The sequence below is a fragment of the Flagellimonas beolgyonensis genome (genome assembly GCF_003992615.1).
In the GTDB taxonomy this organism is placed as follows: Bacteria; Bacteroidota; Bacteroidia; order Flavobacteriales; family Flavobacteriaceae; genus Flagellimonas; species Flagellimonas beolgyonensis.
The window spans coordinates 93,026-112,139 of the sequence record NZ_RZMY01000003.1 but is presented as its reverse complement, the minus strand read 5'-3'; the positions used below and the strand labels follow the sequence as shown (position 1 = coordinate 112,139).

The 19,114-nt window shown below is 44.6% G+C and carries 13 protein-coding genes; 12 read left to right on the top strand and 1 reads right to left on the bottom strand.

Translation table 11 applies throughout. The features are described 5' to 3' along the window. Nucleotides 1-126 precede the first annotated feature (126 nt). The 7 genes from topA to EO131_RS01405 all read left to right on the top strand — a co-directional run bounded on the left by topA (nt 127) and on the right by EO131_RS01405 (nt 9,812). Nucleotides 127-2,610, top strand: coding sequence for a type I DNA topoisomerase (gene topA, locus EO131_RS01435; protein WP_127018568.1), 2,484 nt, complete (start codon nt 127-129; stop codon nt 2,608-2,610). Between the two features lies 1 nt (nt 2,611). Continuing rightward, the gene (locus tag EO131_RS01430) at nt 2,612-3,769 is read left to right on the top strand and encodes a formimidoylglutamase (protein ID WP_127018567.1); all 1,158 of its coding nucleotides are present in this window, start codon (nt 2,612-2,614) and stop codon (nt 3,767-3,769) included. Nucleotides 3,770-3,890: 121 nt separating this feature from the next. Continuing rightward, the gene (porK, locus tag EO131_RS01425; protein ID WP_127018566.1) at nt 3,891-5,267 is read left to right on the top strand and encodes a T9SS ring complex lipoprotein PorK/GldK; all 1,377 of its coding nucleotides are present in this window, start codon (nt 3,891-3,893) and stop codon (nt 5,265-5,267) included. Between the two features lie 84 nt (nt 5,268-5,351). Then, entirely contained in the window at nt 5,352-6,008 is a 657-nt protein-coding gene (gene porL, locus EO131_RS01420) for a type IX secretion system motor protein PorL/GldL (protein ID WP_127018565.1), read from the top strand. A 67-nt stretch (nt 6,009-6,075) separates the two neighbouring features. Further along, nucleotides 6,076-7,647 carry a type IX secretion system motor protein PorM/GldM gene (porM, locus tag EO131_RS01415; RefSeq protein ID WP_127018564.1) on the top strand — a complete coding sequence of 524 codons (1,572 nt, stop codon included), beginning with the start codon at nt 6,076-6,078 and terminating at the stop codon, nt 7,645-7,647. A gap of 17 nt (nt 7,648-7,664) precedes the next feature. Next, nucleotides 7,665-8,567, top strand: coding sequence for a type IX secretion system ring subunit PorN/GldN (gene porN, locus EO131_RS01410; protein ID WP_127018563.1), 903 nt, complete (start codon nt 7,665-7,667; stop codon nt 8,565-8,567). A 189-nt stretch (nt 8,568-8,756) separates the two neighbouring features. Continuing rightward, a complete protein-coding gene (locus EO131_RS01405; RefSeq protein ID WP_127018562.1) occupies nt 8,757-9,812 on the top strand; it encodes an NAD(P)/FAD-dependent oxidoreductase in 1,056 nt (351 codons plus the stop codon). On the opposite strand, the gene EO131_RS01400 is transcribed toward EO131_RS01405, so the two are convergent. After that, nucleotides 9,809-10,213, bottom strand: a complete 405-nt coding sequence (locus EO131_RS01400; protein ID WP_127018561.1) for a DUF983 domain-containing protein — start codon at nt 10,211-10,213, stop codon at nt 9,809-9,811. The genes EO131_RS01405 and EO131_RS01400 overlap by 4 nt on opposite strands. Before the next feature lie 66 nt (nt 10,214-10,279). Here EO131_RS01400 and EO131_RS01395 point away from each other — a divergent pair, with 66 nt between their 5' ends. From EO131_RS01395 to EO131_RS01375, 5 genes are all read left to right on the top strand, one after another. Beyond that, entirely contained in the window at nt 10,280-12,190 is a 1,911-nt protein-coding gene (locus tag EO131_RS01395) for an ABC-F family ATP-binding cassette domain-containing protein (protein ID WP_127018560.1), read from the top strand. Nucleotides 12,191-12,330: 140 nt separating this feature from the next. Then, nucleotides 12,331-13,218, top strand: coding sequence for a leucine-rich repeat domain-containing protein (locus EO131_RS01390; protein ID WP_127018559.1), 888 nt, complete (start codon nt 12,331-12,333; stop codon nt 13,216-13,218). A gap of 148 nt (nt 13,219-13,366) precedes the next feature. Continuing rightward, the gene (locus EO131_RS01385) at nt 13,367-14,494 is read left to right on the top strand and encodes an efflux RND transporter periplasmic adaptor subunit (protein WP_127018558.1); all 1,128 of its coding nucleotides are present in this window, start codon (nt 13,367-13,369) and stop codon (nt 14,492-14,494) included. A 6-nt stretch (nt 14,495-14,500) separates the two neighbouring features. After that, nucleotides 14,501-17,791: an efflux RND transporter permease subunit gene (locus EO131_RS01380; RefSeq protein ID WP_127018557.1), complete on the top strand. Its 3,291-nt coding sequence runs from the start codon at nt 14,501-14,503 to the stop codon at nt 17,789-17,791. Next, nucleotides 17,788-19,110 carry a TolC family protein gene (locus EO131_RS01375; protein WP_313790019.1) on the top strand — a complete coding sequence of 441 codons (1,323 nt, stop codon included), beginning with the start codon at nt 17,788-17,790 and terminating at the stop codon, nt 19,108-19,110. Before EO131_RS01380 ends, EO131_RS01375 begins: the two co-directional genes overlap by 4 nt. Nucleotides 19,111-19,114 lie beyond the last annotated feature (4 nt).

Genomic DNA, 19,114 nt, shown 5'->3' with positions numbered 1-19,114 from the left:
AGTTCAATTTGGATTCTATTTTTATAATTAATGATTTTGGATTTTGGTCGATTTACATCAAAATCAATAGTTTCAAATCTTAAAGTTTAAATTTTAATATACTTTTGTTACCACAAAACCCAGTGCATGCCAAAGAATTTAGTTATAGTTGAGTCCCCCGCAAAGGCCAAGACCATAGAGCGTTTTCTTGGAAAAGATTATCAGGTCGAGTCGAGTTTTGGACATATTGTCGACCTTCCTTCCAAAGAGCTCGGTGTTGATGTGGAGAACGATTTCAAACCAAAATACACTGTTGATAAAGAGAAAAAGGCCTTGGTGAAAAAGCTGAAGGACCTTGCCCAAAAAGCTGATATTATTTGGCTGGCCAGTGATGAGGACCGCGAGGGAGAGGCCATTTCATGGCATTTGGCCGAAGAGCTGAAACTCGATAAAAACAAGACCAAGCGCATTGTTTTCAACTCCATTACCAAATCGGCAATCCAGAAAGCCATTGAAAACCCAAGGGACATCAACTATAATTTGGTGAATGCACAACAGGCCCGAAGGGTATTGGACCGTTTGGTGGGTTACGAGCTTTCGCCAGTACTTTGGAAAAAGATAAAACCGGGACTCTCTGCAGGTAGGGTGCAGTCCGTTGCAGTACGTTTGATCGTGGAGCGCGAAAGGGAGATTGAAGCATTCAGTCCTGAAGCGTCGTTCCGAATCAAAGCGGAATTCAAGACAGAGGGAGGCAACACGGTCGCAGCGCGACTGAACAATCCGTTCCCGACCAAGGCAGCAGCAGAATCTTTTTTAAAGCAAAATATAGGAGCGGATTTTTCAGTGGCCGATTTGACCAAAAAACCGGCCAAAAAATCTCCGGCACCGCCATTTACAACCTCCACCTTGCAACAGGAAGCATCACGAAAATTGTATTTTTCGGTAAGCCGCACCATGCAGGTGGCCCAACGTTTATATGAAGCGGGTCTGATCACATACATGAGGACCGATAGCGTTAACCTTTCCAGTGAGGCACTTGCCGCTGCAAAGGACGCTATTCTACAAAACTATGGCGAAGAGTATAGTAAGGTCCGGAATTTTAAGGGCAAGACCAAAGGGGCACAAGAGGCCCACGAGGCCATTCGCCCCACCGATATGAAACTACAGTCACCACAATTGGAGCGGGACCAGTCCAAACTGTATGAATTGATTTGGAAACGTACCCTTGCTTCTCAAATGAGCGACGCCGAATTGGAACGTACCAATGTAAAGATAAAGGCCAGTACGCATAATGAAGAGTTTATGGCCAATGGGGAAGTGGTCAAGTTTGATGGATTCCTAAAGGTATATTTGGAAGGCACCGATGATGAGGACAGCTTGGAAGAGCAAGAAGGTATGTTGCCTGCACTTCGAGTTGGGGAGCCTTTGCAAAATATATTCATTTCTGCCACTGAGCGCTTCACTCGACCACCATACCGCTATACAGAAGCCTCCTTGGTGAAAAAGTTGGAAGAACTGGGCATCGGAAGACCCTCTACCTATGCACCTACCATTTCCACTATTCAAAATAGGGGTTACGTAGAAAAAGGTACTATTGAAGGAACCGAGCGTAAGTATATGCAGTTGGTTTTGGAGAATGGTAAGCTATCCGACACCCAATTAACAGAAACCGTTGGGTCGGATAAGGGAAAAATGGTGCCGACCGATATTGGAATGATCGTGAACGATTTCTTGGTGGATCATTTTACCAAAATCTTGGATTATAATTTTACCGCCAAAGTAGAGGAAGATTTTGATGAAATAGCAGCCGGTGAGGAAGATTGGCAGCATATGATGAAGAACTTTTACAAGGATTTTCATCCCAATGTCATCGAAGTTGAGGAAAATGCAGAACGGGCCAGCGGTGAACGTGTTTTGGGCACCGACCCCAAAACCGGCCGACAAGTGTCCGTTCGATTGGGTCGTTTTGGACCCATGGTGCAAATCGGCACTGTGGAAGAAGAAGAAAAACCCCAATTTGCCAGCTTATTGCCGGATCAGTCCATAGGCACCATAACTTTTGAAGAAGCGATGGAGCTATTCGAGCTACCTAGAAAGTTGGGCGTTTATAAAGGGGAAGAGGTCGAGGCCAATGTAGGCAGATTTGGACCCTATGTGCGCTTTGGTAAAAAGTTTATTTCGTTGGATCAGGGCGAAAGTGCATTTGATGTGGATTTGGATCGCGCCATCGAATTGATCCAGGCCAAGGAAAAGGCAGATGCCCCCATCGCCAAATATGAAGGATTGGATGTGACGAAGGGCAAAGGTAGGTTTGGACCTTTCATTAAATGGAACGGCATCTTTATCAATGTCAATAAAAAATATGATTTTGATAACCTATCCCAATCCGATATCGCCGAGTTGATCGAGGACAAAAAGAAAAAGGAGGCCGAGAAATTGGTCCAGGAATGGCCAGAGGAAAAAATCCGTATCGAAAAAGCGAGATGGGGAAGGCACAATATTATAAAAGGTAGGGTAAAAGTGGAACTCTCCAAGGATGTGGATCCATTGAAATTGACTTTGGAAGAGGTCAAGGCCCTCATCGAATCAAAAACACCGAAGAAAAAAGCCAAGGCAAAAGCAAAAAAATAGTATGGCGTTCGATTTTCTGGTTCCAGTAAAGGACAAGGTACTGGCCCATTCCGAATTATTGCCGCAGCAAGCACTGGGCAAGAATGTTTTTGTACACACCGAAAAGGACGGACTCCCGGTTTTTGCCCACGCCGATGTCGCTATTTTTGGCGTTTTGGAATCCCGCAATGCTTTTGAAAAGAAACCCGAAAAGTTGGATGTGGACGAAGTGCGCATCCAATTGTACCGATTGATGATGGGCAACTGGAATTCAACCATCATCGATATCGGTGATGTGGAAGAGGGCGATACGGTGGAGGATACCTATTTTGTGGTGAAGGAAATCGTGGCCGGATTGCTCGAAGAGAATATTATTCCCATCGTAATAGGACTTACCCAGGATATTACCTATCCAACCTATCGTGCGTTTGATAAGATCCGCGATATGGTCAATATCGTTTCCATCGACAGTCGGTTCGATTTTGGCGAGGATGATGAATTGATTTCCTCCCATTCCTATATGAGTAAGATCATAACCGATAAACCCAACAACCTTTTCAACTTTTCCAATATTGGCTATCAAAGCTATTTCAATGCCCAGGAAGAAATGGACCTCATGGAACGCTTGTTCTTTGATGCCTACCGATTGGGTGAGATTGCTGCCCATATTGAATTGGCAGAACCTGTTTTGCGCAGCAGCGATATCGTTAGCCTTGATCTCAGGGCCATTCGTGCCAGCGAAATGGGCTGGTCCAAAAACTTTTCCCCCAACGGATTTACCGGAAGGGAAATTTGCGCGATTGCGCGATATGCCGGTATCAGCGACCGGGTCTCCCTATTTGGCATCTACGAAGGGGAGAATTCCAACCAGGCATTTCAAATGATCGCCCAGATCATTTGGTATTTCATTGAAGGGCTCAGTTTCCGTATCAAGGAACAGCCCAGCTCAAAGAGCGAAGACTTCACAAAGTTCACCGTCCCCACGGATACGGAAGAATTGGTGTTCTACAAAAGCCACGTTACCGAAAGGTGGTGGGTAGAGGTTCCATCAATTTTGGCCGAACATACTAAAACAAATCCGGTGGCGTTATTACCATGCACCGAAGGGGACTATTTGGATGCTTGCAACCAGATCATTCCAGAAAGGTGGTTCAAAGCCTACAGGAAAGGCTTTAACTAAACAAATTAATTTTTGGGCATTAATCGTGTTTGCACAATAATTTATTCAAAAATCAGTTTTGAGAGTAATGAATTTGTGTTTCACAGTTTATAATCTTGAATCGAATAATTTAACCTAAAGTATGAGAAAGCTATTCTTTTCATCTATAGCACTTGTTTTTTTGCTTACCAGTTGTGGCTCTAAATCAAGATCAAAAGGTGAACTAGTTGGGGTAAGTGGTAAAAAATGGCATCCAGAGAAACCCTATGGAATGGAACTGATTCCCCGAGGCGCCTTTGTTATGGGTAAGGCTGAAGAGGATCAGGCAAAAGTGTTGAACGCACCGACCAGAACGGTGACCGTTCGTTCCTTCTATATGGACGACACGGAAATCACTAACAGTGAGTACCGTCAATTTGTGGAGTGGGTAAAGGATTCCATTGTTAGGACCAGATTGGCCATCTTGGCCGATGAATTGGGAATGGGTCCGGATGATGAAGGTATCGGGGAGTACGCTTTCAAGGATACCGACACCACCGAACTATCTGCCTACGACAAGTACATGCTCGACAATTATGCTGGCCTGGGTGAAACCGGCTACGAAGGAAGGGCATTGAACAAAGATGTGGATTTGATCTGGGATACTTCCGAGTATCCGGATGAGTATTACGCCGAAGTGATGGATTCCATCTACTTGCCGGAAGAGGAAAGCTACAATGGTCTTAGGAGCATCGACGTAACCAAATTGAAGTACAAGTACAACTGGATGGATATTGAAGCTGCCGCACGTTCCAGAACAGGTAGCAGAAAAGACTTCATTAAGCAGGAAGAGTTGGAGATCTACCCGGATACCACCGTATGGATCAGGGATTTTGAGTACTCTTACAACGAACCCATGCACAATGATTATTTTTGGCACGATGCCTATAGTGATTACCCAGTGGTGGGTGTCAACTGGATGCAGGCCAAGGCCTTTTGTAACTGGAGGACCAAGTTCAAGAACGACGATCAAAAAAGCCGTGGCAAACAATTCGTGAACCAGTTTAGGTTGCCGACCGAAGCTGAGTGGGAATATGCCGCACGAGGCGGTATCGAAGGAGGAACCTATCCTTGGGGTGGTCCGTACGTGATCAGTGATACCGGTTGTTTTATGGCCAACTTTAAACCACAACGTGGAGATTATGCAGCCGATGCGGCATTGTATACAGTAGAAGCCAAATCATTTGAACCAAATGATTACAACTTGTACAACATGGCCGGTAACGTATCGGAATGGACCAATTCCAGTTTCGATCCAGGGGCCTACGAATACCTGTCCACCATGAACCCGAACGTTGGTTCCGGACAAAACAAGAGAAAAGTAATCCGCGGAGGATCTTGGAAGGATGTTGCCTACTTCCTACAAGTGAGTACCAGGGATTACGAGTACCAAGATTCCGCAAGAAGTTACATTGGATTCAGAACGGTACAGGACTACATGGGCGAGGAAGACTCAACCAATGGTAGAAGTGGATTATAAGCATTGAAAATCAGAGAGAACATTATATAAATAGCAATTTCGTAACCAAATACTTATTTATATAACTTAATTAAAACTAGAATTATGGCACAGTCAAAATCAACAAAAAAGCTGTTTAACATGGCCTACGGGCTTGGAGCATCGGTAGTAATCATCGGTGCATTGTTCAAGATCCTTCACTGGGAGTTTGGACCACTTACTGGTGGACTTCTTCTTGCTGTCGGACTTATTACCGAAGCATTGATCTTCGCTATCAGTGCATTTGAACCAGTAGACGACGAATACGATTGGTCGTTGGTATACCCTGAATTGGCCGGTGGTCAACAGAACGCTTCCAGAAAACAAGAGGCTAAAGATGCCAAGGAAGCTGAAGGTCTTCTATCCAAGAAATTGGATGAATTGCTTAAAGAAGCCAACATCGATGCCGATTTGTTCTCCAGTCTAGGTGAGAGCATCAAGAGTTTTGAAGGTGCCGCTAAAAATATCGCTCCTACTACAGATGCTATCCAGCACACCAAGAAATACTCTGAAGAGTTGTCCCACGCTGCCGCTCAAATGGAATCTTTGAACAGCTTGTACAAAGTACAGTTGGAAAGCGCTAGCAGACAAGCCTCCATCAACGAGGAAGTTGTACAGAACGCAGGTGCGTTGAAAGAGCAAATGGAATCCTTGGCTACCAACCTTTCTTCCTTGAACGGAGTTTACGGTGGTATGCTATCCGCTATGGGTGGAAGAAACTAATTAGACGTTTTGATCAACAAAAAACAAACCCAAATCAAATTAATTTTTAAAATCTAATTAGAAAAACATGGCAGGAGGAAAACAAACACCACGTCAGAAGATGATCAACCTAATGTACTTGATCTTCATCGCGATGTTGGCCCTGAATATGAGCAAGGAAGTACTTGCGGCTTTCGGACTTATGAACGAAAAGCTGGAAACTTCGAATACGAACATGGACACCAATAACGCTAGCTTCTTCGCTAGTTTGGAGACCAAAGCTTCTGAAAACGAGGAAGAGTACGGAGAATTGTACAAAGATGCTCAGAAAGTAAAGGAACTTTCAGATGACTACTACAGTTATTTGCAAGGTTTGAAGACAGAAATGACCAAGGATTTGGAAGATCCCAAAGATTATGTGGTCATGGACAAATCCGATTACCTGGACCAAAAATTCTTCCAGGGCGACAATTTGGGCCCAGAAGGAAAGAAGTTCATGGAATACATCAACAACTACCGTGAAGGCGTGATCAATGCATTGCCCGAAGGTAAGTTCGAATCATTGAAAGCTGCGGTTAAAGCGCGTTTTGCTACCGGTGATGCAGATGGTAAGGTTGAAAAAAGAGACGGTACCCGTCAAGATTGGATCAACTACCACTACGAAGGATTTCCTTTGGTAGCCTCATTGACCAAAATGACCCAATTGCAGGCCGATATCAAAACTACCGAGCAAGAGGTGTTGAAGACCCTTTTGGAAGGTGAGTTGACCGAGGCGGTTTCCTTGACCAACTTCGCCAGTGCATTGTCCGCTCCAAAAACGGCATATTATGCAGGAGAAAAGTATGATGGTAAGATCATTGTGAGCAAGACTGACAAGACTTCCACTCCTGTAAAAGCGGAATTGACTTTGGACGGAAGACCATTGACCGAAGGTAAGGATTATGCATTGGAAGCTGGTGGTATCAAAATGTTGATTAGTGCCGGTACCCCAGGTGACCATACCATTAAAGGAACCATGACCTATATGCAGGATGGAGTTGAAGTGCCAGTGGAAGTGAACAACACTTTTGCAACCATCTCCATGCCGAATGCAGCGGTTATTTCTGCTGATAAGATGAACGTAGTGTACCGTGGTGTGGCCAACCCAATGACCATCTCCATTCCTGGTATCCCTGATAACAAAGTTTCGGCTTCTGCTCCTGGTTTGACCAGAAGAAGTGGCAGCAACTATATCATGAACCCAGGTACAGGTAGAACAGTGACCATTACTGCTTCAGGTACATTGCCCGATGGTAAAGGAATCCGTACTTCCTCTGAGTTCCGTATCAAGGATATTCCAAGACCTAGCGGTACCGTGCGGGGTGAGGCTGGTAGCGTACAGATGCCAAGAAAGAACTTGGAAATCTCTACCATCAGTGCCATGTTGGAAGACTTCGACTTCGATTTGAACCTTGGTGTTAGCCAGTTCAAGTTCAAGGTTCCAGGTCAGCCTACCGTGGTTGTTAACGGAAACAAATTGGATGCCAGAGCCAAGTCTGCCCTTGCTAGAGCAGGTAGAGGTGATGCCGTTCAGATATTCGATATCCAAGCTTACATCACAAACAACAAGAGCTACAAGTTGAAGAAAGTATCGCCTGTTGTGGTTGAGCTTACAAACTAAAAAGTATATAAGTGATCATGAATTGGAAAAATGCATTATTGATCGGATTGTTGGGTGTTTTGCCCGTATCCCTGATGGCCCAGGCAAACATTTTGAATGCCAAGTTGCCGGATGATATCGGGAAAAAGACCGAGGCTCAAATAGAACAAGACGCCGATGAACCCCTACCTTATGGTTATGTGGACGATAGGGATATCCTTTGGTCCAAGACCGTGTGGGAAATCATCGATCTTGATGAGCGTGTCAACTTTCCGTTGTACTACCCAACCGATACCGTGGGTATCGGGGCGGACAGAAGGTCGCTGTACCATGTTTTGATGAAGAACATCAGGAACGGGAACTTGACCGAGGTGTATGCCGACTCCTATTTTACTGAAAAAAGGAAGTTGTCCGACCTTTCCGCTACCTTGAGCAAAGTGGATACCACAGACCTTGGGTACGAACAATTGAACGCCGGTGAGCGCATTTCTCCTGAGTTTATCAACCAAAGGGATCTGACCGCCGCTGATATTGAAGAGTACCGCATCAAAGGAATCTGGTATTTCGATAAGCGCCAAGGGGAGTTAAAGTACCGTTTATTGGGAATTGCACCGGTTGCGCCGGACGTAAACTTTATCGATGACGAATCGATAGACCCAGGAGAGAACAAAGTTGAATTGTTCTGGGTTTGGTACCCTGCAGCACGTCAAATTCTGCACGATGCCAAAGTGTACAACCAGCAAAACTCGGCTCGACCCATTTCTTTCGATAACCTTTTGAACGCAAGACGTTTCAACGGGGTGATCTACAAAGAGGAAAACGTTCACGAAGATCGTGAGATAAGCGACTATATTTTTGACAATGCATTGTTCCAGCTACTGGAGGCCCAACGAATCAAAGAGGCCATCAGAAACAAGGAGCAGGATATGTGGGCTTATTAATGAGGCCCCACTTTGAAAGCGAATAACGAATCAAAGTTGTAGGCCGAATTAATCCCGAAGCAGTTCGGGATGGCCTAATAAAAATTTCCAATTCAATACAACTAACGCCGCACTTTATGTGCGGCGTTTTTTTTTATAAAAATGATAAAGACCCGCATTGGGTCAAAAAGCGTTCCCTAATTTTGCCGTATGTTGGATTATATCGTAGTTGGTTTGGGTTTGGCAGGAATATCGGTCTGCGATACCTTGGAACGTAACGGAAAAACCTTTCACGTGGTTTCCGATGCCTCCCAACAGGCCTCGCAGGTGGCGGGCGGATTGTACAACCCCGTTATTCTAAAAAGATTCACCATGGCTTGGAAGGCCGGCGGTCTAATGGAAGCCGTGAGGCCATTTTACCAACAGCAGGAGGAAAAACTTGGGGTAACCTTGGATCATCCACTGCGTGTATTGCGAAGGTTTGCCTCCATAGAAGAGCAAAATACCTGGTTTGAAGCTGCCGATCGTCCCGGATTGGAGCGTTTTTTATCCACCAAGATCTTGCCCAACCAAAATCCAGCGTTGGATGCCCCTTTTGGTTTTGGGGAAGTAATGCATACCGGCAGAATCGATACGGCGTTGTTGATCAAAGCCTATAGAGCCTATTTGGAACAAAACGACCTCCTTACATTTGAAAATTTCGATTTTGGGGCATTGCACTTATTAGAGCAACATGTTTCGTACAAAGGAATCGAGGCTAAGCGCATCGTTTTTGCCTGTGGATTTGGCCTCAAACAGAACCCTTATTTCAACTACTTGCCTCTAAACGGCACCAAAGGGGAACTGCTGATCATAAAAGCGCCCGATTTTAAAGAGGAAAGTGTCATCAAGTCGTCCGTGTTCACCATTCCTTGGGGAGAAGATCTTTACCTCGTCGGAGCCACCTACAAGTGGAAGGATAAGACGAACACACCCACCGAGGAATCCAAAAATGAACTTCTGGATAAATTAAGTACCTTTTTAAAATGTGATTTTGAAGTTGTGGACCACGTGGCGGGCATTCGCCCAACCGTTTCGGACAGAAGGCCTCTGGTCGGGCAGCATCCCAAACACCAAAATTTGTATGTATTGAATGGTTTTGGATCCAGAGGAGTACTTATTGCGCCCTATGCATCACAACAATTATTCAGCTTTATAGAGGATGGACAAGCACTGGATCCAGAAATTGACATCCAGAGGTTCACCAAAAAACACTTCAGGAATTAGTTTTCCACTGCGTGCTTGTGCTGTTGTACCGAATTGGCGTCGTACTTCACAAAGAAATTGATCCAAATATTTCGGGACAATCGAATGATCACAGGCATAAATACGACCAAGGTGCCCACTATGGCAATAAATGCGGTTTTAAGCGATGCACCCATAAATAGGAAGCTGATCACAAAGGCAGCCACTGCAAAGGCAATACCAACTGCATAGCTCACGTACATGGCGCCGTAAAAAAAGGAAGGTTCAATTTTATATTTTAAACCACAGTGGGAACACCGCTCATGCATTTTAAAAATTTGCGTTAGCATATACGGATTTGACTTTTCATACATGCTCTCCTCTTGGCATCTTGGACAACTTCCTGTTAAAATGCTGTAGAGTTTGGTTCCTTTTTTTAACATTTGCACCGATTTTTACGCAAAAGTAAAGATACCCTTGGTTTTGTAATGTAATTCAAGTCACAAAAAATGCTAAATGTCCATAATCTTTCCGTAGCCTTCGGAGGTGAATATTTGTTCGAGGAAATCGCGTTCCGTTTAAACGGTGGCGATCGAGTTGGACTTATTGGAAAGAACGGCGCTGGAAAATCCACCTTGCTGAAATTGCTTTCCAAGGAAATGTTTCCGGATGAAGGGACCATCGCCATGGAAAAGGACATCAAGATCGGTTTTTTGAAACAGGATATCGATTTTGAACAGGGGCGAACCGTGTTGGAAGAAGCCTATCAGGCCTTTGCCGAGATCAAATCACTGGAATTGCAGTTGGATGAGATCAATACCGCACTGGCCGAACGTACCGATTATGAAAGTGAAGGGTATCACCAACTGATGGTAGATCTGAACGATGTGACCCATCGGTATGAAATATTGGGAGGGTATAATTACCAAGGGGACACCGAAAAGGTGTTGCTCGGACTCGGGTTTAAACGGGAAGATTTCAACAAGCTGACCGATACCTTTTCGGGAGGATGGCGTATGCGCATCGAATTGGCAAAGCTGCTACTTCAAAATAACGACGTTTTGCTATTGGATGAGCCGACCAACCACTTGGATATTGAATCCATTATTTGGTTGGAGCAATTTTTGAACAATTATTCCGGTGCCGTGGTCATTGTTTCCCACGACCGAATGTTCTTGGATAATGTGACCAACCGTACCATTGAGATTTCGCTGGGCAGGATCTATGACTACAATAAACCCTATACCAAATTTTTGGATTTGCGCAAGGAAATCAAGGAGCAACAGCTGAGCGCACAAAAAAATCAAGAAAAGCAGATACAACAGACCGAGAAGCTGATCGAGAAATTTAGGGCCAAGGCCAGCAAAGCTTCCATGGCGCAATCACTGATCAAGAAGTTGGATAAAATGGAGCGTATTGAGGTGGACGAAGAGGATAGCAGCGTCATGAACCTTCGTTTTCCAGTATCCGTTACGCCAGGCAAGGTGGTGGCAGAATTGGAAGATCTATCAAAAAGCTATGGTAAAAAGCAAGTGCTCGAAGGCATCGACCTCTTGGTGGAACGTGGCAGTAAAACCGCTTTTGTAGGTCAGAACGGTCAAGGAAAGACCACTTTGGCCAAAATCATTGTAGGGGAATTGGATCATGAAGGTCATGTGAAAATGGGCCACAATGTGCAGTTGGGCTACTTTGCCCAAAACCAAGCAGAGTATCTCGATGGCAACAAGACCATACTGGACACCATGATCGATGCGGCCAACGAAGACAACCGTAGTAAGGTGCGCGATATTCTGGGATCCTTTTTGTTTCGCGGCGATGAGGTGGACAAATACGTGAAGGTACTTTCCGGAGGGGAACGTAACCGATTGGCCCTGGCCAAAATGCTGCTGCAGCCCTTCAATGTGTTGGTAATGGACGAACCTACCAACCACCTCGATATCAAATCCAAAAATGTACTCAAGCAGGCCCTGCAAAAATTTGAAGGTACCTTGATCTTGGTTTCGCACGACCGGGATTTTCTTCAAGGACTTACCGACCGGGTGTATGAGTTCAAGGATGGCGGCATTAAAGAATACCTAGGGGATATCGATTTTTACTTGGAACAACGGAAATTGGCAGACTTTAGAAATTTGGAAAAGGGCGACAAGAAGGTAGTGGAAAAGACCCAGACCGAATCCAAGGAAAACGATTACCAGACCCAAAAGAAAATGAAATCCCTCAAGAATAAGTTGAGTGGGGTGGAAAAGCGTATTTCTCAGTTGGAAAAGGATATTGCGGACATTGACCATGATCTGCTCATGGATTATGATGCGACCATAGCCAAACCCGGCTTTTTTGACGGATATCAAGGAAAAAAGAAGGAACTCGAAACACTCATGGAAGAGTGGGAAGATCTTTCCCATGAACTGGAGTCCCTGTAATTGCCCCCACATTCAACTTTTAAACCACAGCTTTTGGCTGGTTCACAACATTTTACCGCACCTTCATCGATTTAATTTGTAGGGTTTTTCAACTTATGCGTACTTTGTAAGTAAATTCTTTACGAATAAATAAGTATTCAATGAATCGATTGGCCATTTTATTCTTCTTTTTAACGACTTCCGTAGGAACGTTGTTTGCCAGTGGGCAGGTTTCCCAAAGGGAAAAGGATGTTTTATTGGATCTGTATCATAGCACCGATGGACAAAACTGGAAGGTGACCTGGAACCTCGAAGAACCCGTCAATACATGGAAGGGAGTTGAGGTAAAGGATGGACATGTTGTCGGCATTACCCTTTTCATGAACAATTTGAGCGGTGTACTGCCCGAGAGTTTGGGCAAATTAAAACAGTTGACGACTTTGAATTTGGCCTTCAACAATATTACCGGTGTATTGCCCAAGGATATTGTTAAACTGGAAAATTTGAAAGTTTTCCGTTTGGAAATGAATCGAATTAAGGGTGGAATTCCACAAGAAGTGGGTCAACTGCAAGCGTTGGAAGTTTTTTCCATGTTCAACAACTTTTTGACCGGCCCTATTCCCGAATCCTTCGGTGAAATTAAAAACCTGAAGGAACTCAACCTATCTAGCAATAACTTAAAAGGCATTATTCCCAAAACCATTGGAAATCTTGAAAAGTTGGAGACTTTGGGTCTTTTCGAGAATAGTTTGGAAGGAGAGATACCCTCCGAAATCGGAAAATTGGGCAAGCTTAAGGAACTGGTATTGGCCAATAATCAATTGGGAGGTGAAATTCCCAAGGAATTTGGACAATTGGCAAGTTTGCAAATTTTACAGCTTCAGAACAACAGGTTCAATTCTTTTACAGGTTTGAAAGCCATGGATACAAAACAGTTCTTGGTTTTCGATACCGATGATAAATCGCTTAATCCTAGATTTAATGATTTTCAATTTGATCGCTCCCGAATGGCAGACACCAAATTCGAGGACGATGAAAATAATGAGTAGTTAGTTATTACTTTAGTTTGTTTGGTTAGGGGATGCCGTTTGGGGTCCCCTTTTTGCATTTGACCAGATTTAAAATGCATTTTATGAAATATTTAACCATTGTAAAAAAAGTAGGGAATAGTTTTGCACCAACTAATTCGACTTGCGCATGCGAAAGCTGATTATTTCTGCTGTTTTGGGTGGAATCTTAATTGTGGCATCCTTGTATTTTGCCGGAGTAATTGCCGGAAGTAAGGACAACAGGAGACCTACTGCTCCCAAAGTGATCAAAACCGTTTTTGTGGATACGGTCCAAAATGGTACTGTACCGCTAGTGGTGCCTGCCAATGGAAATTTGAAGGCCAAAAAACGAGTGGAACTGTATTCCGAGGTGCAAGGCGTTTTTAGGCCCGGTAGCAAACTGTTCAGAACAGGGCAGGAATATAGCGACGGACAAACCCTGATCCGAATCGATGCCAGCGAATATTTTGCCTCGGTACAATCGGCCAAAAGTGTGCTCTACAACCTGCTCACTTCTATTATGCCGGATCTACGCTTGGATTACCCCGAAATCTATCCCAAGTGGCAAAACTACCTGAACAGCTTTGATCTGGATAAAACAACCCCGCCGCTGCCGGAAATGGAGACGGAGCAAGAGAAATTCTTTATAACTGGCAGACAGATCGTTTCCAATTATTATAATGTGAAAAATTTGGAGCAACGTTTGTCCAAATACACCATGACGGCGCCTTTCAGTGGTATACTCACCGAGGCTTTGGTAACCGAGGGTTCCTTGGTGCGCCCCGGCCAAAAGTTAGGGGAGTTCATCAATACGGGACTATATGAATTGGAAGTATCGGTAAGTAAAACCTATGGCGACTACTTAAAATTGGGCAATAAGGTTGAACTGTCCAATTTGGAAAAAACCGCAACATATGTTGGTGAAGTCACCCGTGTGAACGGTAGGGTGGACCAAGGTTCACAGACCATTACGGTATTTATAGAAGTAAGAGGCGAAGACCTGAAAGAAGGCCAGTACCTCGAAGCGACCCTAGAGGCTAGGGAAGAAACCGATGCCATAGAGATCAATAGAGCCTTGCTGCTCGACAACGACCAAATTTTTGTGGTGAAGGACTCCATTTTGGATTTAATGTATGTGGATCCTGTTTATTTTACGGATAAGACCGTGGTACTTAAAAATGTTCCCGATGGCGAGGTTATTGTTTCCAAACCTTTGACCGGTGCCTATGCTGGAATGTTGGTGAAGATATTTAACGAAGGACCTACCCAAAACTAAGCTGCCGTGAGAAAAGTTATCTCGTATTTTATAAAATACCATATGGCGGTGAATGTCTTTATTCTGGCATTTCTCGTATTTGGTGTTGTAGGCATGCTTTCCCTTAAATCCTCCTTTTTTCCACTTACCGAATCCAAGAACATCCAAATAACCATTACCTACCCAGGCGCTTCCCCACAGGAAATCGAGGAAGGTATCGTACTTAAGATCGAGGACAACCTGAAAGGTTTGGAAGGCGTGGAAAGGGTTACCTCCACTTCCAGGGAGAACAGTGGTTCCATCAATGTGGAAATTGAAAAGGGCAGGGATGTGGACTTCATGCTGTTGGAAGTGAAGAACGCGGTGGACAGGGTACCTACCTTTCCCACCGGCATGGAGCCGTTGATCGTGGCCAAATTGGAAGCCGTGAGGCCAACAATAAGCTTTGCCATAAGCGGAAAGGATATCCCCTTGGTTACCCTAAAACAGATCGGTCGACAGATTGAGAACGATCTTCGGGCCATAGATGGAATTTCCCAGATTCAGATTGATGGCTATCCAGACGAGGAAATCGAAATTGCCGTCAATGAAAACAGCCTCCTGGCTTACGATCTTTCGTTCAATGATGTATCGCAAGCTGTGGCCAACCATAACATTTTGGTTACGGGGGGTAACATCAAGACCGATACCGAGGAGTACCTGATACGTGCCAACAACCGTTCCTATTTTGGGGATGAACTTTCCAATATAGTCGTCCGTGGCGATGCCACAGGTAGAACGGTACGTTTGAAAGATGTGGCCATCATTCGTGATCGTTTTTCAGAAACGCCGAATGCCACCTATTTTGATGGTCAGCTTTCGGTAAACATCACTATTACCAGTACCAACACGGAAGATTTGATCGGCTCATCCGAAAATGTGAAAAAATACATTGAGGAATTCAATCAAAAATACACCAATGTCCAGTTGCAAGTGGTGGACGATAGATCTATTACACTTACACAGCGTACCGAACTGTTGACAGAGAACGCAATAGTGGGTATGATTTTGGTTTTGGTCTTTTTGTCGTTGTTCCTGAATACCCGTTTGGCATTTTGGGTGGCCTTTGGACTGCCCATTGCATTTTTGGGAATGTTTGTGTTTGCACCCATGTTCAATGTGACCATCAATGTGTTGTCCTTGTTCGGGATGATCATCGTGATCGGTATTTTGGTGGATGATGGTATTGTGATCGCTGAGAACATTTACCAACATTATGAAGATGGAAAACCACCGGTAAAGGCGGCCATCGATGGAACCATGGAAGTGATTCCTCCCATCTTATCCGCAATCATCACCACGATATTGGCATTTTCCATATTCCTGTTTCTGGATAGTCGGATTGGGGAATTCTTTGGGGAAGTATCGGTCATTGTTATTTTGACTTTGGTGGTTTCCTTGGTCGAAGCCTTGATCATTCTGCCTGCCCACTTGGCGCATTCCAAAGCCTTGCATCCACAGGACAATAAACCTAAAACAGGTATTGCGCAAGTTTTTGCAAAGCTCAGGGTCATCAATAAAATGGGTGATCGTATCATGACCTACATGAGGGATAAATGGTACAGCCCGGCCTTGAAGTTTACCTTGAACTATAAGTTCCTGACCTTTGCCATTTTCTTTATGGCCTTGGTACTTACGTTTGGCTCTATCGGCGGTGGAATTGTGAGAACAGCGTTCTTCCCGCAGGTGGCAAGTGATCAAGTTTCCATACAGCTTCGGATGCCCAATGGTACCAACGAAAAAGTGACCGATTCCATCATCAGTATGATTGAGGAAAAGGCCCATATCGTTAATGAAGAACTTACCGATCAGTTTTTGAAAGGCACCGGAAAAGTACTTTTTGAAAACATGATCAAAACCTTGGGTCCTGGATCATCCACGGCAAGATTGCAGATTAACCTGTTACCCGGCGAAGAACGCCCTGATGGAATACGGTCCGATATGGTAACCGGAAGGCTTCGAGAATTGGTGGGTCCCGTTATTGGCGTGGAAAGTTTGATCTACGGCTCAGGAGGTAACTTTGGAGGAAGTCCCGTTTCCGTTTCTCTTTTGGGCAACAATATTACGGAACTTAAGGCGGCCAAAGAAGAATTGAAGGCGGCCATGCTCAACAATGCCAACTTAAAGGATGTTACGGATAACGATCCGGCAGGTATCAAGGAGATACGATTGCAGCTGAAAGAAAATGCTTATTTGCTCGGGCTTGACCTTCGCACGGTAATGAACCAGGTGAGAGCTGGATTTTTTGGTGCACAGGCACAACGGTTCCAGCGTGGACAGGATGAAATCAGGGTTTGGGTAAGGTACGACCGTGAAAACCGATCCTCCATTTCCGATTTGGATGAAATGCGGATCATGGCACCCAATGGCGATCGTATTCCATTAAAAGAAATTGCGTCCTATTCCATTGAACGGGGAGATGTTGCTATAAATCACTTGGATGGTCGAAGGGAAATCCAAGTATCATCGGATCTTACCGATCCCGAGACTACTAGTGGAACCGATGCCATGGCGTGGATCCGTACTGAGGTGATGCCCGATATTGTATCCAAATACCCGTCCATATCCCCATCGTACGAGGGTCAGAACCGGGAGGCCAACAAACTGTTTGGTTCTTTGGGATTTGTGGGACCAGTGGTATTGTTCCTGATTTTTATTACCATCGCCTTTACCTTTAGAAGCATTAGTCAACCGTTGCTTTTGATATTACTGGTACCCTTTAGTTTAACGGCCGTTGCTTGGGGCCATTTTATTCATGGTTTTCCAATCAATGTGCTATCCATGTTGGGTATCATAGCTTTGATCGGTATTATGGTGAACGATGGTTTGGTGTTGATTGGAAAATACAACATCAATTTGCGCAACGGGATGAAGTTTGAAGAAGCCCTATATGAGGCAGGACGTTCCCGTTTTAGGGCAATATTTTTGACTTCAATCACCACCATCGCGGGGCTAGCACCTTTGTTGTTGGAGCGAAGCAGGCAAGCACAGTTCTTAAAGCCAATGGCCATTTCCATTGCGTACGGAATCGGTTTTGCCACCATTCTCACCTTGTTGATGCTGCCCTTGTTCCTTGCCTTCGGCAATTCGGTGAAAGTTTTTGCCAAGAAGTTGTGGACAGGAGAAAAAGTAACCCCGGAAGAAGTGGAACGCGCCATAAGGGAACAACAGGAAGAAATCGATATGATAGATGATAGCTTGTATCATCAGAACGGTACTGGTAACAATGGAACCTATAATGAAGAAGAAACCTCTAAAGCTGTAGAAGAAACCAGATGATGAAAAGTTTGTATGCGCTAACGCTGTTCTTCATAGTTGGGCTAACGGCCAAAGCACAAGATTCTCTTTTAACCAAGGAAGCTGCCATTGATTTGGTATTGGAAAATAACCTGAGCATCAAGGTGGCCCGAAACAACCGAATGGTGGGTTCCAACAACGCCAGTATTTTGAATTCTGGATACTTGCCTACGGTAACGGCCAATGGAGGAGGTTCCATCGATAAACAAAATACGGAAGGTAAATTGGCCAATGGCGATACCCGTACAGCAGATGGGGTAGAGACCCGAAGGTACAATGCCGCTGTCAATGTCAATTATACGTTGTTCGACGGACTTGGACGTTACTACAATTACAAAACCTTTAAGGAGCGTTCCCAACAGTCCGAACTACAAGTTCGTCAGACCATAGAAAATACCATACTGCAATTGTTTTCGGTGTATTATGAAGTGGCCCGGTTAACCGAAAATACCCATAATTTGGAACAGGCCATGGCCATTTCCAAAGATCGCTTGAAGCGGGCAAAATACCAGTTCGAGTTTGGCCAGAATACCGGTTTGGATGTGTTGAATGCCGAGGTCGATATCAATACTGACAGTATCAATTTATTGAACTCAAGGCAATTGTTGCGCAATACCATGCGCGATTTGAACCTGATATTGAACCGTGATCTTACTGCCAAATTTGAGGCCGATACCACGGTGAACTTTGTGCCCGGACTTCAAATGGAGAGCATGTTCAACGAGGCAAAAATGAACAACGTGCGCATGCAGATCGTGGAAAAGGACATCAATATCAGCAATTACAATATCAAAATTGCAAAAAGTGGCTTCTTGCCCACAATCGGGTTAACGGGAACATATGGTTGGAACGAATCCAACAACAACAGTCCACTTGCGTTTCTTTTGCAAAATACATCCACCGGACTAACGGGTTCCGTGAACCTAAGTTGGAATTTGTTTGATGGTGGCAGGACCATTACCAGTGCCAAGAATGCCAAGATCAATTACGAAAACCAAGAATTGCTCAAGAAACAGATTGAGCAGGAAGTGGAAAGGGACATCCGTAATGCTTGGGACAGTTACAAAAATGCTTTGTATGTGTTGGAAGTACAGGAGAAAAACCTGCAGACCAACCAGGATAACTTCAATCGGACCGATGAGCGCTACAAACTGGGTAGGGTAACCTCGATTGAGTTCAGGCAGGCCCAATTGAACCTGCTGAATGCCGAACTGGCCAAGAGTCAAGCAAAGTACAATGCCAAGTTGGCCGAGTTACAAATGTTACAGGTCAGCGGCCAATTGCTCAACGTGGATTTCTAAGAGA